The 16,839-nt window shown below is 70.8% G+C and carries 12 protein-coding genes; 5 read left to right on the forward strand and 7 right to left on the reverse strand.

Annotated elements, in window-relative coordinates; translation table 11 throughout:
- Nucleotides 1-41 precede the first annotated feature (41 nt).
- The 3 genes from EQ874_RS08260 to eccCa all read right to left on the reverse strand — a co-directional run bounded on the left by EQ874_RS08260 (nucleotide 42) and on the right by eccCa (nucleotide 6,012).
- On the reverse strand, nucleotides 42-395 hold the full coding sequence (locus EQ874_RS08260) for a WXG100 family type VII secretion target (protein WP_232284691.1): 354 nt from the start codon (nucleotides 393-395) through the stop codon (nucleotides 42-44).
- Between the two features lie 131 nt (nucleotides 396-526).
- Nucleotides 527-2,029 carry a type VII secretion-associated protein gene (locus EQ874_RS08265; RefSeq protein ID WP_242496678.1) on the reverse strand — a complete coding sequence of 501 codons (1,503 nt, stop codon included), beginning with the start codon at nucleotides 2,027-2,029 and terminating at the stop codon, nucleotides 527-529.
- Complete coding sequence (gene eccCa, locus EQ874_RS08270) at nucleotides 2,029-6,012, reverse strand: type VII secretion protein EccCa (protein WP_129976480.1); 3,984 nt, start codon at nucleotides 6,010-6,012, stop codon at nucleotides 2,029-2,031. Before eccCa ends, EQ874_RS08265 begins: the two co-directional genes overlap by 1 nt.
- 195 nt (nucleotides 6,013-6,207) lie before the next feature.
- On the opposite strand from eccCa, the gene eccD reads away from it, so the two are divergent.
- The gene (gene eccD, locus EQ874_RS08275; RefSeq protein WP_242496679.1) at nucleotides 6,208-7,662 is read left to right on the forward strand and encodes a type VII secretion integral membrane protein EccD; all 1,455 of its coding nucleotides are present in this window, start codon (nucleotides 6,208-6,210) and stop codon (nucleotides 7,660-7,662) included.
- A gap of 35 nt (nucleotides 7,663-7,697) precedes the next feature.
- Nucleotides 7,698-9,026, forward strand: coding sequence for a type VII secretion-associated serine protease mycosin (mycP, locus tag EQ874_RS08280; RefSeq protein ID WP_165369218.1), 1,329 nt, complete (start codon nucleotides 7,698-7,700; stop codon nucleotides 9,024-9,026).
- On the opposite strand, the gene eccB is transcribed toward mycP, so the two are convergent.
- A complete protein-coding gene (gene eccB / locus EQ874_RS08285) occupies nucleotides 9,015-10,484 on the reverse strand; it encodes a type VII secretion protein EccB (RefSeq protein WP_129976482.1) in 1,470 nt (489 codons plus the stop codon). The genes mycP and eccB overlap by 12 nt on opposite strands.
- Nucleotides 10,485-10,661: 177 nt before the next feature.
- Here eccB and eccE point away from each other — a divergent pair, with 177 nt between their 5' ends.
- Nucleotides 10,662-12,359, forward strand: coding sequence for a type VII secretion protein EccE (eccE, locus tag EQ874_RS08290; protein WP_165369219.1), 1,698 nt, complete (start codon nucleotides 10,662-10,664; stop codon nucleotides 12,357-12,359).
- Here the strand turns inward: eccE and EQ874_RS08295 are convergent.
- Both EQ874_RS08295 and EQ874_RS08300 read right to left on the reverse strand, forming a co-directional pair.
- Nucleotides 12,347-12,922 (reverse strand): NAD(P)H-dependent oxidoreductase, encoded by a 576-nt coding sequence (locus EQ874_RS08295; RefSeq protein ID WP_129976484.1) that lies wholly within the window; start codon nucleotides 12,920-12,922, stop codon nucleotides 12,347-12,349. The two genes, eccE and EQ874_RS08295, sit on opposite strands and share 13 nt — an antisense overlap.
- The gene (locus EQ874_RS08300; protein ID WP_026002907.1) at nucleotides 12,919-13,524 is read right to left on the reverse strand and encodes a TetR family transcriptional regulator; all 606 of its coding nucleotides are present in this window, start codon (nucleotides 13,522-13,524) and stop codon (nucleotides 12,919-12,921) included. The genes EQ874_RS08295 and EQ874_RS08300 overlap by 4 nt, the downstream gene beginning before the upstream one ends.
- Before the next feature lie 68 nt (nucleotides 13,525-13,592).
- Here EQ874_RS08300 and EQ874_RS08305 point away from each other — a divergent pair, with 68 nt between their 5' ends.
- Nucleotides 13,593-14,735 carry an acyl-CoA dehydrogenase family protein gene (locus EQ874_RS08305; protein ID WP_129976485.1) on the forward strand — a complete coding sequence of 381 codons (1,143 nt, stop codon included), beginning with the start codon at nucleotides 13,593-13,595 and terminating at the stop codon, nucleotides 14,733-14,735.
- A 47-nt stretch (nucleotides 14,736-14,782) separates the two neighbouring features.
- Entirely contained in the window at nucleotides 14,783-15,640 is an 858-nt protein-coding gene (locus tag EQ874_RS08310; RefSeq protein WP_242496680.1) for a phosphotransferase, read from the forward strand.
- 171 nt (nucleotides 15,641-15,811) lie between these two features.
- On the opposite strand, the gene EQ874_RS08315 is transcribed toward EQ874_RS08310, so the two are convergent.
- Complete coding sequence (locus EQ874_RS08315) at nucleotides 15,812-16,813, reverse strand: alpha/beta hydrolase family protein (protein WP_129976529.1); 1,002 nt, start codon at nucleotides 16,811-16,813, stop codon at nucleotides 15,812-15,814.
- Nucleotides 16,814-16,839: the final 26 nt, after the last annotated feature.

Consider the following 16,839-nt stretch of genomic DNA (forward strand, 5'->3'; position numbering starts at 1 on the left):
CGTTCTCCTTGTTCTCGAATGTGTGCCGGAAGGACCGGGGATCAGGTGAACGAGCCGTTGAGAACCGAACCGCCGTCGGGGTCGATCGCCGACAGGGACCGGGCCTGGTGATCCTCGGCGGCGGCGTACGACCGTCCGCTGGTGCGGACGGCCTCGGCCAGTTCGTCCAACGCGTTCGACAGCTTGGTGTGGTTGACGTTCCAGCGCTCCATGATTCCGGCGAACTGTTCCGCCGAGCGGCTCCGCCAGACCGCCGGCGCGGACTGCACCACGCCCGTCAGCCGTCCGAGGATCGCGTCGAGTTCGGCGCGGGAGTCCTGGAGTTGTCCCGCGACGACCTCCATGGTCGCCACATCGGTGGTGAGTTGATTCGAATTGCCGGTCGGTTGACTCAACGGCGTACTCCTTCGCTCGTGCGTGGATCACCCGGCTCGGCGTCGAGCCGGTCTTCGCTCTTACATGTGGTTGGACGCGCCCGGTGCGGTATCGGTTCCGCCGTGTCCGGAAAATTCGCGAATCTTCGTCGTCAGCCGAGCCGGAGGGTGTGGACGGCCTGCTCGCATTCACTGCGGATACGAGTCCAATCCTCCTCGAGGTACTGGCATCCCACCGAGACCTGGAGTCCGGGGAAGACGAGCACCGACCACCGCACCACCGAATAGTCGTCGGGAACCTCCGTGTACGCCACGACCTTGCGGTCGGCGAAGGTCGTGTCGGCGTCGAGATCGCGGATGACGGGTGCACGTTCGGCCGCCCGCGCAACCAACGCGGATGCGACGGAACCCGCGTCCGTCCCGTCGGGAAGATCCCGGTACACGACCAGGATCCGACGATCGGCCCCGCCGAGCGGTATCAGTTCCGCACGACCCGCAGATACGGTCTCGGGGTCCCGGATGCGCCAGCCGTCGGGCAGTTCGAGATTCAGCGGACCGACGTCGACCCGAGTCGACGCCCGATGTCCGGGGTCGCCGGTGGGCACCACCGAGGGCGATTCGACGGTGTTCGGCATCTCCTCCGCGGCAACGACTTCGGGCAGATTCCGAACGTCCGCGTCGTCTCCTCCTGCGAGGAGCGGCCACAGGAATATCGCGCCGGCGAGCAGGGCCGGGACCACCGCGCCGGCCACGAACAATGTGCGCACCCGGCCGTCCCGCCCGGGGCGGCCGGCATCCGGGCGTGCGCGTACCTCGTTCAGCCACGGCAGCGTCCGGTCGGGTCCGTCGATCGTCGACCTGGTAGGTGCGCCCCGCGCACCCGATCCCGGGGTGGTCGGCGCCGAGGGGGAACCGGTCACCGCGACGAGCATCTCCGAGGCCGCGACGGGCACGACCCGTCGGCCCGGACCCACGAGATCGACCGCGAGGGCCAGCGGTTCGACACCGGACGGTTCGCCCGGCCCGCCGGTCACCACCACCACCTCCGGTCCGGACCCGCCGCACACCGAGGTCAGCAGGCTCTCGAGACGCGCCGCGGCGTCCGGGGAATACAGCGACAGATCCGGATCCCGCGCGACGCGCTGGACGGTCGGCCCGTCGGGGGCGAACCCGGCGACACTCACCGCGGTGACTCCGCTGGCGGCGAATTCGAGCACCGCGCACCGCTCGTGCGGAGCGGTGTCGGCGGCGCGTGCGGCGGCCACCGCGACCGGGAGCAGGATCGTGTCGCCCGCGACCTGCCGCACGGCGGTCCGGAGAAGGTCGCGGCGCCGCTCGTTCCACCAGGTGGGGTGTATCGCACATGCCGGCCCGGCCGTGTCGGGCGCACCCGCGGTCGCCGCGCCGTACGCGACGAGTCCGGTCAGCAACTCCCCGAGTTCGCGTTCGGTTCCGACCGCGGCGATATCCGCGAACTCTGTGACGTCGAGCGGATCCGCCACCTCACCGGCGGGAGCTCCGAATACCCGGCGCTCGCCCACATCTGCCGTCAGAGCCGGCACACTGCGCGTCGTTCCGGGCCATCCGATGTGAATCGACCCGGATGTCATCGTGAACGCGACCGCAGCAACCACCGCCTCGTCCCGGCTCGTCATCACGCCTCCGGCGCCCATGCCGTCTGGACGAGCGACGTGCCGTCGCGTCGCACGAGCGTGCCGCGGCCCGGTGGCATCGGTGACGGACGGACCGCGCCGACGAGCGCTCCCTCCTCGCGGCTTCCGCTCATGATCAGACCCGGACTCGACAGCTCCCGCAGGCGCCCCAGAATCGGTTCGTACATCGCACGTCCCGCTCCGCCCGAACGGCGCGCGACCACCAGGTGCAACCCGATGTCCCGCCCTTGTGGGAGGTAGTCGAGCAGCGGCAGCACCGGGTTCTGACCCGACGTCGCGACCATGTCGTAATCGTCGATCACCACGAACACCTCGGGCCCGGTCCACCACGACCGGTCGCGCAGCTGCTGTTGTGTCGTGTCGGGGCCCGGCAGCCGACGCTCGCAGATGGCGGCGAGTTCCCGGATCATGGCCGCGAGGACCGTGGCCGACGGCGCATATCCGCCGAGATGGCCACCGCCGACGACGCCGAGCATGGTCCGGCGGTAGTCGCCGATGACGATCCTGATCTCGGCGCCGCTGCCGGACTCGGTCAATCCGCGGCACAGTCCCCGGAGCAGGTTCGTCTTGCCGCATTCCGAGTCGCCGAAGATCAACAGGTGGGGACTGTCGGCGAGATCCACCGACACGGGCGCGAGTTCGGATTCGTCGATGCCGATCGGGATACGGAGCCGGGCGGACCGGGAGGCATCGGCCGGCGGCGGCCATCCGGTGGGCATTGCCGCGAGCAGGTCGGACCTGTCGATGTGCTCGGGCAGCATGCGGACCGGCGGCGCCGACCGTCCGGACGCGGTAGCGCGGACGGCCTCGACCGCCGCGGCGACACCGGCCGCGAGATCGGCCGGATCGGAGCTTCCGTCCACCCGGGGCAACGCGCCCAGGATGTGCAGTCCGTCGCGGTCGATGCCGCGTCCGGGTCGCCCTTCCGGCACCGTCGCCGCTCTCTTGCGGCCGTACTCGGAGTCGGACGGATCGCCGAGTCGGAGTTCGAGCCGCGTACCCAGCAGGTCGCGCATGGCAGGCCGGACGTCGCCCCAGCGCGGTGCGCTGAGCACCACGTGGATGCCGTAGGACAGGCCTTGGGCCGCCAGGATCCCGATCGTCTGTTCCAGCGACTCGAAATCCTGCCGGATGCTGGGCCACCCGTCGACGACGAGGAAGACGTCGCCGAACGGATCGTCGGTGGTGAGCGCGTTTCCGTCGGCGCGCATCCGTCGCACCTGGGCCATGGACTCGATGCCGTTCTCGGCGAAGGATCGTTCGCGGCGGCGCAGCAGCGACATCATCTCCGCAACGGTCCGGCGCACCCGATCGGTGTCGTGCCGTCCGGCGACGGAACCGACATGCGGCAGGCCGGCCAGACCCGACAACGTGCCGCCACCGAAATCGAGAGCGTAGAACTGCACCTGTTCGGCGGTGTGCGTCAGTGCCATCGACAGGACGAGGCTGCGCACCAGGGTGGACTTGCCGGACTGCGGGCCACCGACGACCACGACGTTGCCGGCGGACCCCGACAGGTCGACCACCAGCGGGTCGCGGCGTTGCTCGAACGGCCGGTCCACGACACCGACGACGGTGCGCAGCGCAGCATGACGTGGCACGTCGCCGGCGAGCACCGACCGGGGCAGGAGTATGTCCAGCGACGGGGATTCGTCGAGCGGGGGCAGCCACACCTCGTGGGCCGGTGTGCCGTGCCCCCGGATCCGGTCGACGACCACCTCGAGAACGCTCCGTCCGTCGCCTGCGGCGGGGACCGGGAGCGGCTCGGCGACCGGAGCGGGCGGACCGGACTCGACCGGCACCGTCCGGGCCGTGAAGATGCGGGGCCGGGACGCGCCGGTCGGCGCCGCCGACCGGATGCGCCGGGTGGGAGGGCCGGGTTCGTACGGTCCCGAGACGTACGCCGCGGAGAACCGCTGGATGTCTGCGGAATCGGTCCGGAGGTATCCCGCGCCGGGCGTCGACGGCAGGTGGTAGGCGTCGGGGACGCCGAGGACGCTCCGCGATTCGTTGGCGGAGAACGTCTTCAGACCGATGCGGTACGACAGGTGACTGTCGAGGCCGCGGAGCCGGCCCTCGTCGAGTCGCTGGCTCGCCAGCAACAGGTGCATGTGCAGCGACCGTCCCAGCCGCCCGATCGCCGCGAAGAGATCGGCGAATTCGGGTTGCTGCGAGAGCAGTTCGGAGAACTCGTCGACCACGATGAACAGCGCGGGCAGCGGGTCGAGCGGGGCGCCCGCCGCCCTGGCCTTCTCGTAGTCGCCGACATTGGCGAAGTTCCCTGCGGTCCGGAGGAGCTCCTGCCGGCGGTTCATCTCACCTTCGAGCGCGTCCTTCATACGGTCGACCATCGCGATCTCGTCCGCGAGATTGGTGATCACCGCCGCGACGTGTGCGATCTGCTCGAGTCCGAGGAAGGTCGCGCCGCCCTTGAAGTCCACCAGGACCAGGTTGAGCGCCTCGGGTGGGTGCGTCGCCACGAGGCCCAGAACCAGTGTCCGCAGGAACTCACTCTTTCCCGATCCAGTTGCGCCGATGCACAATCCGTGCGGACCCATCCCGTTCTCGGCGGCCTCCTTGAGGTCGAGTTCGACGGGCGCACCGTCGATGCCCACGCCGATGGGAACCCGCAGACGGTCGCGTCCACGGCGCGGGACCCACGCCTGGTCGGGGTCGAATCGCGCCACGTCCCCGAGCCCGAGCAACTCCTGCCAGCTCGACGGCCGGTCGTCGCCGGCGCTGTCGTCCACCGCGCCGCTCGTCACCCGATACGGGGCGAGCCGCCTCGCCAGGGTCTGTGCCTGTGCGGCGTCGATGGAGTCGGTATCGGCGAAGACGTCGACGTCGGTGCCGGTCGCGACCCCGACCCGCCCCTCCTCGACCACCAGACGCAGACCGCGTGTCGCGCTCAGCCGTGCGGCGTATCCGGAGAGGTCGAGCACGGTCACCGCGTCGAGACCGTCGTCGAGCACACCCGAACCCGATCCCGTGACTCCGCCGTCGACGACCACGACGAGGTGCACGGCGCCCTCGTCGGCCGGGGCGTTCCGGACGAACCTGCTGCGACCGGCCAGCACCGTCGCGAGATCCGTCTCGAGTTCGAGCACCGAGCCGAACACCGTGCGTGCGCTACCCGCACCGTCGCGCAGGACCGGGTTCTGCGCGTGCGGCAGCCACTTGATCCACTCCCACTCCGCAGCGGTGTCGGGCCCGCACACGACGGCGACCTGCAGCATGTCGGGTCCGTGGAAGGTGCACGCCTGCGCGAGCATCGCCCGCGCGAGCGAACGTGCCGTCTCACGGTGTCCGTCGATACCGATGGCGGCGAAACCTCGCAGCGACACGGCCGTGGGCAGTGCCGGCACCACCGAATGCGCGCGCACGAACCGGCGCAGAGAAACGGCGGCGACCGGTTCGAGATCCTCGACCGGTCCCGTGTCGGGTGGCACGAGCCGGGTCGCGAGTCGCTGGCCTCCGCGCCCCACCCTGAGATGACCGAAGTCCGGATCGGTGCTGCGCCGCTCCCACATCCGGACGGTGCCGGCGAGGGTCCACAGCAGGGCCGGATCGGGATGCGTCCATTCGAGCGCCCGACGTTGTTCGTGCGCCGTCTCGGTGACCTCGCGCCGGAGTCGGTCGAGATATCTCAGATAGTCCTTGCGGTCCTCGTTCGCCTCGGCGGTCTTCGTCCCACCGCTGCGACCACCGTTGGCGAGCATGCCCACCAGGGACACGACCATCATGAGCGGGAAGATCATCGCCATGGGGCTGCGCGCCGCTCCCGTGCCGAACATCAGCGCGACCATCCCGATCATCGCCGCGACCATTACGAGCGGGAGCAGTTTGGTCACCAGGTTGCCGGGTGTGGCACGGGGAATGTCGGGCGGCGGTTGGACACTCACCTCGCCACTGGGCACGCGCGGCGCCTCCCGCCGTGCTCTCCGCACGAAACGTACGGTACTCACGTTCGCCACCCCCCGGAACGCCGTCGGCCGCCCCCTACGGCCCCACGGTCGTGGAAGACTAACCTACCGCTGCGGCCTTCCGTACCCCTCCTCGTCCGCCGGTACCTCGACGGGGAACTCGGACGGGACATCGCCCGGGACGATGTCGTATGGTCTGCGTCGTTCGGACTGCAGTGACGGGGGGAACCGAGGCCGATGACATCTGTGCGTGCGCGATCCGAGACCCCGGGGCAGGTGGGAGCCCCGGATCTGTGCCGGATCACCGTACTCGCCCGCCACACCGAGGTCGATCTCGCTCTGCCCCTCGACGTTCCGGTGGCGCTGCTGCTGCCGGGGATCGTGGATCTCGTCGCCGGGCACCGGCCGGACAACGACTTCGACGCGACGCCGGAACGTACGGAACCCGACGGCTGGGCGCTCGCACGCATCGGCCGGGCTCCTCTGCCCGGTGCGCTGAGCCTCGACGAACACGGCGTCCGCGACGGCGAGATCCTCGTCCTGGAGGACGCCGGATCACCCGCTCCTCCACCGTTGTTCGACGACGTCATGTACAGCGTCGCATCCTCGGACCGGACGGCGACGCCGTGGGGTGCGGGTCCGGCGGGTCTCCTGGCAGCGGTCCTGGGCCCGGTCGCCCTCGCTGCGGGATGCCTGCCGTTGCTGTCCCTGCCCGACGGCGTGAGCCGTCTCGTCCTGGGTGGGCTGTGCGCGGTGCTGCCGCTTCTGTTGCTGCTCGCCGCGGGCATCCTCGCGCGACTGCACGACGATCGACGCACCGCCACAGCGCTGTTGTGGTGCGCCTTCCCACTCGCGTCGACCGCCGGCGCGCTGCTCGTCCCGGGGAGTTCGCCGGCACCTCGCCTCGTTCTCGCGGCAGCACTCACCGGCACGATCGCGGTGATCGCCGTGCGCGTCGCCCGCATCGGCCTCGCGTCGTGCACGGCGGTCGCCGTGATCGCTGCGGGTGCCGGCGTGAACGCCGTCCTCGCCTCGACCACCGATCTCGAGGCGCGTGCCCTCGGATCCGGAACGGTGGTGGCCGCACTGCTGCTCGCCGGGATGGCGCCTCGTCTCGCGGGAATGCTCGCGAAACTTCCCATCCCACCGGTCCCCGCACCCGGCGCACCGCCCGAATCGGAGACGTCCGAGGACGGGAACATATCGGGACTGCCGTCACCGGCGGAGCTCGAACACCGCGCCGACCGCGCGCGGAGCGCACTCACCGGGATGGTCCACGCCGTGGTCGTACTCACGGCGGCCGGGGCGTGGTGGGCCGCATTCCCTTGGGGCGGAGAGGTCTTCGTTCCCGCGGTGGCACTGGCCGTTGCGGCAGCCGTCGTACTGGTCTTCCGGGGGCGTACCTACACCGCGGCCGCACAGGCCGCTCCGCTCGTAGCGGGCGGCGCGGTGCTTCTGCTCGGGTTGCTCGCGAGTGCATCGGCGACCGGGGTGCTGCCACCGTGGGCGGCGTTCACGGCGGCAACCGGACTCGCGTCTGCCGGCTTCCTCTTCGGTGCGGTCGCACCGCGACGGACGTTCACTCCGGTACAACGCCGGATCGCCGAACTCGCCGAGTACGCGACCATCACAACCGTCGTGCCACTGGCGTGCTGGGTCGCCGGCGTGTACGCGGCGATCCGCGGACTGTGACGGTGCAGCCGCTACGGGCGTTCACGGTCCTTCTCGTGGCCCTCCTGCTGGCATCCGCCCCGACGGGTGTCGCGGCCGCCGCGCCGCCGGTACCCGATCCCGCGCAACTGCCTCCCGGGGCGACGCCCGCACCTCCCGAGGCCACCGAACTGCGGGTGCTGTGCGCGGAGCTTCCCCGCGCCCCCGACGGGCCGCAGATCCCTCGGGCACAACGGATCCTCGACTTCGCGTCGGTCTGGCCGATCACACGCGGGGCCGGACAGGTCGTCGCCGTCATCGACACCGGAGTCCATCCGCACCCGCGCCTGCCGGCTCCGCTGCCGGGCGGCGACTACGTGTCCACGGGCGACGGCACCGAGGATTGCGACGCGCACGGCACCCTCGTCGCCGGACTGATCGCGGCACGCCCGGCACCCGGCTCGGGCTTCGCCGGCGGCGCGCCCGAGGTGGAGGTGATCGCCATCCGTCAGTCCAGCGGTCATTTCGCCGATCGCTCCCGGCCGGACGACGATGCTGCGCGCAACGCATCCGGGTACGGCGACGTGCGGACCCTCGCCGCGGCCGTCCGTCGCGCCGTGGATCTCGGCGCCACCGTCGTCAACATCTCGGAGGTCGCGTGCCGGACCGTCGCCGAGGGTCTCGCCGACGGTCCGCTGGGAGCGGCGGTGCAGTACGCGACCGATGTGCACGACGCGGTCGTCGTCGCGGCGGCCGGCAACACCGACACCTGCCGCGAGGGCAATCCGTCCTCGGTGGATCCGGCCGATCCCGGTGCCGATCCGTGGGATTCGGTCGTCACCCTGGCGTCTCCCGCCTGGTACGACGAGTACGTCCTCACCGTCGGCGCGGTCGAGGACGACGGTACCCCCGCCGAATACAGCCTTCCCGGGCCGTGGGTCGATGTCGCTGCTCCCGGGAGCGGGCTCGTGTCGCTCGATCCCGGCACCGACGGACTGGCCGATCTGATTCCCGGCCCGCAAGGCGGCAGGCCGGTGTCCGGAACGAGTTTCGCGGCACCGCTCGTCGCGGCGACGGTCGCGCTCGTGCGGTCCCGGCACCCCCGGTTGTCCGCGCGGGAGGTGATGGCGCGCATCGAGAGGACCGCCCACTCTCCTGCGGAAGGGTGGAATCCACGGGTGGGGCACGGTGTCGTCGATCCGCTCGCGGCCGTCACCGCCCCATTGCCGGCCGATCGCGCGGCGCCGGTGCCGGCGGTGTCCGTGGACGAACCGAGCTCTCCCCCGGTACCGGATCACCGGCCGCGCAGCATCGCGCTGGTCTCGGCTGCGGCCGTGCTCACCGTGACCGTCCTCGTTCTCGTCCTCACCGCACCGGCACGACGCCTCACCCGGTCACGGACCTGACGGCCGGTTGCCGGCCCGTACGGGGACCGCTCCCGGATCGGCAGCGACACCGTCGTGTGCGAGCAGCGCCTGCTCCCGGCCGAGCGTGGGTCCCGGAGCAAGTAGCTGCAGGACGGGCCACGGGACCCGGACGGGTGGATCCGTGAAGCCGAGCGCCGCAGCGGCGGCCGCATCGGTGATGCCGTATCGCACACCGGTGTCGGCGACGTAGAACAACGACCCGAGTCGGTCGGTATCGGAGGTCAGCGAGGTGGCCTGCACGTATCGGCCACGGCCCGGCGGGATGTGGATCGCGTCGACCTGTGGTCCCGCACCGTCGGCCTGAGCCGGGGTCACGGGGACGGCGTCCTTCCCCACGGGCAGCGCGGTCCCCGCCGACAGTCGCAGCGACGACCGGTGCCGGTCGTCCTCACCCGCGTCGGGTTGCCAGGTCGAGCAGGCCACCGGGCTCTCCCCCGGGTCGACGATCCGCGGGACGGACTCGGGAAAGGTGTCGACCGGGAGTTCGTGCACCGTCGGCGCGGCCGCGAGGACGTCGGGCGGTACCACCGGAATCTCCGGTGCCCCCTGCGAATCCGAGAAGTGGATGAGGTGCGCGGTGGCCCGTGACACCTCCTGCACACCGTTCCCGAGCACCACGTGGAAACTCTGGCCGTCGGGTTCGGACACCGCGACGACCGACCCGATGCGCGTACCCGGGATCGGCACGACCGGCGGACCCCCGGCTCCGGCGATGGGAGGTGCGGTCAGCCTCGGCACCTCCGGGACGGCGGCGAGCAGTCCGGTACTCGCGGGTCGTGCGCGGGAGATGTCGATGCCCAGCAGCCGCACGAGCGACCGGTCGTTCGGATCGATCTCGGCGCGTCTGCCCTCGTAGAGCAGGTGGTACCTGCCGTCCGCCGTCACGAGGAGCGCTTCGTCGTCGTCGAGCACCGATCCCGTCCGATGATCGGGGGTGCCCGCGAGCACGGCGGTGGTCGAGGACTGCAGGCCGTCGGGGTCGGCGACGTCGCAGACCGTCCACGGCGTGTCCTCCGCGTCGTGGACCAGGGAGGACGGCGCACCCGGTATCCCTACGAGCGGGCCGCGCGGACGCTTCGTCAGTTCCTCGTCGGCCACGACCGCCGGTTCGGCCGGAGCTCCGAGGATCAACCGCGCCGACGCCAGGTTCAGGACGGGGTGGAAGGTGGTGTCGATCGCGACGTAGAGCGCACCGGAGTCGCGTCCGACGACGACGGCGGCATCACCGACCCGGTCCTGGGGACGGAACAGGGCGAGTGCGGCACAGCCTCCCAGCACGACACACGCGACGACCGTTCCGACGACCGATGCCCGGAACTGGGAACGCATGGGGTCGTGGATCATCCGTACGTCTCCCCGCACCAACGCATGATCCATGCGTCGTGCCAGGAACCGGTATCCACTGACCTGCCACCGTGTGGTCGGTTGCGCTGCCATCGATCTCCCCCCGTACGGCACGCTCTCTGGCGCAACACAGTACAGTCCTGTCGGGCGCTCATCGCACGCGCGCCGCGCGGCACAGGGGAAGGCCGGTACCGCGTCGAAATGATTGCCGGCCGTCGTTCGGGGGGATCGATGCAACGGACCGTGTCCGCGTCGGAGCACGCGCAATTCGTGACCGCGTCGGAGCACGCGCAATTCGTGACCGCGTCGGAGCACGCGCAATTCGTGACCGCGTCGGAGCACGCGCGAATCGTCACCGCGGCAGGTGAAGCGAGAAGTCGTGTCGCAGTCCGGTTGACGGGGGCGCAGTGCGTGGCCGTCGCCATGGGGGTGCTCGCGGTGGCGCTGGGGTCGTCCGCGTGGGTGGCCTGTGCGATCGCCGTACCGGTCGCCGCGGCGTGCCTCCTCCGGATCGGCGGACGCGGTACAGCCGACTGGATCGCGACCGTCTTGCGCCGCCCCGGCGGCGTTCCCGTGTCGGGTGTCCTCCGCGACTTCCACGCCGGGGCGGCAGGTCCGGTGGGGGTGCGATGGGACGGCCCGTACGCGACCGTCGTCCTCGAGCTCGCGCCACCGGCCGGCAGGATCACCAGGCTCGGCCGTGACAGCGAGGAATCGGGACGAACACTCCCCCTGAGTGCGATCGCCGCATGCCTGTACCGGCACGACGTCGTCCTCGACGGGATCGACGTCGTGGTGCAGGGGCGCCGGGTTCTCGACTCGACGCCCGCCGGACAGGCCTACGCGCAGTTGCTCGGACCGCTTCCTGCCGCTGCCGAACGTACGGTCCGCGTGGTGCTCCGCCTCGATGTCACGTCCTGTGCGGCCGCCGCGGCCCGCCGGGGCGGCGGCTCCGAGGGCGCCGCGCGCACGGTCGTCGCGGCGGGGCGGCGTGTGATCCGCGCACTCGGCGACGACGGATACGCCGCGCGGCTGCTGAACGCGAACGAGATCGAACAGGCGGCACTGCGCATCTCCCACGGTGTGCCGGCGACGGAATGGGTACCGACGCACCGGCACGTCACGTTGTCCTCCGCCTTCGATTCCGGAGGGATGTTCGAACCCCGACGGATCGACCGGCACCACACCGCCGCGGTGTGGGCACATCCGACGTCGGCGTCGACGCTGGTACTCCGGCTGCGGCCGGGCGACCGCGGTTCGGTCCGGCTCGGGGCACTGGCACGGTTCACCACGCGCGAGCCGGACGTCCCGTCCGCTGCGGGTCTGCTTCCGGCCTACGGGCGTCACGCCGAACTTCTCACAGCAGCACTGCCACTCGGTGTCCCCCATCTGGAGGAGCTCGTTCCCCTGCGCGAGTCGGACGCCGAGGAACTCGATGCCCTCGCCCTGCCGGCCGGCGGGTGCGGGCAACTCGTCGGATCGGACGACGCCGGTCGCGCCGTCACCGCCCGCCTCACCGGTCCCGGCATCCGCTCGGTCCATATCGCGGGCGAGTTGTACCTCGCCCGGCAGGTGGTCTTCCGGGCCGTCGCGGTGGGGGCGCGGGTCGTCGTCCACACCGACCGCCCCGGCGCGTGGCGCGGCCTGGTCGGATCCGCCGCCGGACCCGACCGGCTGCGGCTGGCGGGCGAGTACGCGGGCGACCGCGATTTCGACACGGTCGTCTACGACGGTGTCCCGCCCACCTCGTCCATGCCGCACGCGACCGCGATCCACGTGCACATCCACCCGGACGGATGGCCGCGCGAGCGTCCCACGGTGTCGCTGCTGCAGCCCGGGGCGGCCGGGGACCGCGTCATGCTCACGGCGGGCGACGAACGCACACCCCTCACCCTCGTGACGATCGCGGCGGAGAGCACCCATCTCGGCCGGTCGCGCATGGCGGATCCGGCGCCTCAGCCGGGATAACGGTCGAGGGCGCTTCCGGCACGGACGGTGCGCGCCCACCATACGATCTGGTCGAGCATGCGTTCCGCGCCGTCGATCGCGGCCTCGTCCGTGGTGGTGCCGTCGGCAGCGAAGGCGTGCTTGACGCGGTGGAAACTCACCGACTGCCGCACCGGCACCATGTGGACCTCGACGACGACCTGCCGCAGCTGTTCGACCGCGCGCAGGCCGCCGGACAGGCCGCCGTAGGAGACGAATCCGACCGGTTTGGTGCGCCATTCGTGCTTGACGGTGTCGATGGCCGTCTTCAGTGCGGCGGGATAGCCGTGGTTGTACTCGGAGGTCACCACCACGAAGGCGTCCGCGGCACCGATACGACGGGTGAAGGCGTCGGCGCCGGGCCCGCCCGAGAGGTCCTGCGGGAGCGGGGTCTCGGCGAGATCGAGAACGCCGACGTCGAACTCGGAGCGGCTCCGCGCGGTGGCCGCGAACCAGTCGGCGACGATCGGGGCGATGCGACCGGCACGGACACTCGCGACGACGACCTCGAGACGGATCGGTTCGTTCGGTGCTGCCGTGGTCATGGGGTCGATCGTAGGTGGGGCGCGGCGGACAGTCCGTGTGCGAGCAGTGCGGCGAGTTCGCGGTAGGCGCGTGCGTCTTCGAGTCCCGTCGCCTCGGCCACCTGTCGTTGCTGGATGCGGACCATGACCGACGCGACGACATCGGCGACGAAGGCGGCGTGGACGTCGCGCAGTTCCCCGGACGTGACGCCGTCGGCGATGAGCTGGCGGACCCGGTCGGCAGCGAAGCGGGTGTTGCGTTCGTACACCTCGCGCGCGACCGGCGTGTGGGCGATGTCCTCCATGAATCGGGAGGACGCCGGTTCGAGTTCGCGTCCCACGGCCTCGAGATAAGTGCCGATGCGTGCCTGTGCGTCCGCGGCCTGTGCGACGTCGGCCTCGACCCGCTCGGCGGCACCCTTGAAGAAGTGCACGGTTGCCGCGTGGACGAGCCGGTTCTTGTTCTCCGCGAGTGCGTAGAGCGTGGATTTCGAGCAGCGCAGGCGCGCGGCGACGTCGTCGAGGGTCAGGTGTGCGAAGCCTTCTGCCAGGAACAACGCAACCAGATCGTCGAACAGTTGGGCCTGCCGGGCGGTGGGTCGCCGGCTACCGACTCTTGCCATACGGAAAACAGTACTGCAGTATCATGGTCAGTACTACTTTCGGTCCCAGCCTTCCAGGAGGAACCACCGTGCCCGTCGAGCGTCTGCTTCCCACCCGCGAGGCCTACGACCTGATCGACCTCACCCGCGACGTCGCCGACAAGGTGCTCGCGCCGCGCGTCGACGAGCACGAACGCGCGGAGACCTTCCCCGAAGGCGTGTTCCCCGCACTCGGCGCCGCCGGACTGCTGAGCCTGCCGTACCCCGAGGAGTTCGGCGGCGGCGACCAGCCGTACGAGGTGTACCTGCAGGTCCTCGAAGAACTCGGCGCCCGTTGGGCCGCAGTGGCGGTCGCGGTGAGTGTGCACGGCCTGTCGTGCTTCGCGCTCGCCACCCACGGCACCGACGAGCAGAAGAACACGTGGCTTCCGGAGATGCTGGGCGGCAACACCATCGGTGCATACAGCCTGTCCGAGCCGCAGGCCGGCTCCGACGCCGCGGCGCTCGCGTGCCGCGCGAAGCCCGTCGAGGGCGGCTACCGCATCACGGGCTCGAAAGCGTGGATCACCAACGGCGGCAAGGCCGACTTCTACACCCTGTTCGCCCGCACGGCCGACACCGGCAGCAAGGGCATCTCGTGCTTCCTCGTGCCCGCCGGCACCGAGGGCCTGTCCTTCGGCAAGCCCGAGGAGAAGATGGGCCTGCACGCGATCCCCACCACCTCCGCCCACTACGACGACGCCTTCGTCCCGGCCGAACGCCGGATCGGCGCCGAGGGGCAGGGGCTGCCGATCGCGTTCAGCGCGCTGGACTCCGGACGCCTGGGGATCGCCGCGGTCGCGACGGGCCTGGCCCAGGCCGCTCTCGACGAGGCGACGGCCTACGCCAAGGAACGGCAGGCCTTCGGCAAGCGCATCATCGACCATCAGGGCCTCGGGTTCGTCCTCGCCGACATGGCCGCCGCGGTCGACTCCGCCCGCGCCACCTATCTCGACGCCGCCCGGCGCAAGGATGCCGGTCGGCCCTACTCGCGGCAGGCGTCGGTGGCCAAGCTCGTCGCGACGGACGCCGCGATGAAGGTCACGACGGATGCCGTCCAGGTCCTCGGTGGATACGGCTACACCCGCGACTTCCCGGTCGAGCGTTTCATGCGCGATGCGAAGATCACCCAGATCTTCGAGGGCACCAATCAGATTCAGCGGCTGGTGATCGCGCGGTCGCTGGCGGGATAACCGATCGGACGACAGCCGCACGGCACGAAGGTCGCTAGAGTGCCTTCATGCCGGACGCCCTGGAGCGGCTCACCCCACAGCAACGTCACCTGCTGACGCAGCGATTCGGCCGCACGGTCGTGGTCGCCGACATGAGCTGGGGACTGGTGTCGACCACCGTCCTCGCGATCGACACCGCCGAGGGTCGGCTCGTCGTGAAGGCCGGTGGGGCGCCCGATCGCCACATCGGACGCGAGATCAGCGCCCACGAGCGCTGGACCGGTCCGTGGGTGGGGTGCGGGCGGGCCGCCCGGATGGTGTTCGCCGACCGGGCGACGAAACTCGTGGTGACGGAGTATCTTCCGGGCCGGTTGATCCAGGGTACGGCAGCCTCGTCGTCCCTCGATGTCTACGAGCAGGCCGGGGCGCTGCTCGCGCAGTTCCACCGCCAGGAGCGGATCGTGGACGAGGGGTACGAGCGATCGGCGAACGCGAAGACCCTGCGGTGGCTGGCGGCGGCGCACCGCATCGGTCCCGAGGCCGCCGGCCGGCTGCGGGCGATGGTCGAAGGATGGCCGACACCGACGGCCACCCTGGTGCCCACCCACGGCGATTGGCAGAGCCGGAACTGGCTCGCCGACGACGCGGGAGTGGTGAAGGTGATCGATTTCGGCCGCGCCGCCCTGCGTCCCGCGGGTGAGGACTTCGAACGGCTCGCGGTGCGCGAGTTCCTCCGGGTTCCGGGCGCCGAGCAGGCCTTCCTGCGCGGCTACGGAGAGGATCCGCGGGAGGCGGAGGCCTGGTTCCGTCAGCGCGTGCGCGCGGCGGTCGCGGTCGCGGTGTGGGCTTTCCATGTGGGCGACGACTCCTACGAGGCCGAGGGCCATCGCATGATCGCGAGGCTCCTGCTCGCCCCTCGGTTCTAGCGCATCGACGCATACACGGAGACGATCACATGCTTCTCGGTTCGCTCGATGCGCTCATCGGCAACGTCCCCGAGTTCCCGGACCGGCTGATCCGACGAGCACATGAGAACGCCCGAGGGGGCGAGGTCGCGGACCTCACCCCCTCGGCGCGTGCCGCGCAGTGTTGTCGTGTCAGGCGGCGATGGCCTCGCCGAGCACCGACCACGACTCGTGCAAGGCCTCCTGCCAGTAACCCCAGGTATGGGTGCCCTCGGACCGGATGGAATAGGTCGCCTCGACGCCGGCTGCGTCCAGCGCACCACGCAGCCGCGTCGTGCAGTCGCTCACACCGGCCTCGATGAGCCCCAGCAGAGCCACGTCGGGAAGGACGGCGACACCGGACTGCTCCCACGCCTTCAGTTCGTACGGACCGGGGACACCGCTACTCGTGGAGACGTAGACGGCCTTGCCGCGCAACTTCTCCGCGTTGCGCACGACGTCCTGTTCGTTCCAGTATTCGCCTGCGACCGGTCCCCACATGTTCTCGGCCTCACCGCCCCCGAACCCGACGACGATCTCCGCGTAACGCGAACCGGTCTCCGTGGCGGTCTCGGCGCATCCGCTGTACGACCCCACACCCTGGTAGAGATCCGGCGCGTGCTGGGCGAGGGCCAGCGCCGACGTCGCCGACATCGACACACCCGCGATCGCGTTCCGGCCGCTCGCCCCGAGCGTCGCGTCGACCACCGACGGGACCTCCTCGGTGAGGAAGGTCGTCCACTTGTTGCGTCCGAGAACGGGATCGTCCTCGAGCCAGTCGGTGTAGTAGCTGAACGCGCCACCGATCGGGGTGACGACGTTGACGTTCTTGTCGCCGAAGAACTCCACGACGTCGGTCTGCTCGCGCCAGGTCGCCCGGTCCTGTCCCCCGCCGGCACCGTTGAGCAGGTAGAAGACCGGTCGCGGAGCGCTCGTGTCGGCCGGACGCAGCACCTGCAACTCGATCGTGCGATCCATCGACGGCGAGTACACGAACAACGACCAGTCGCGGTCCGTGTGCTTCTCGATGCGTTCGACAGTCGCGCTCTGCGACCGGGTCTCGCCGGTCGCGGCAGCCGGGGACTCGTCGGCGTGGGCAACCGCGGCACCGGGCAGGACCAGCGACGAGACGGCGAGCGCCCCGATCGTCCCCATCAACGCAAACCGTCGTGCGCGCACAT

This window comes from Rhodococcus sp. Q1, assembly GCF_004153645.1.
Taxonomy (GTDB): Bacteria; Actinomycetota; Actinomycetes; order Mycobacteriales; family Mycobacteriaceae; genus Rhodococcus; species Rhodococcus gordoniae.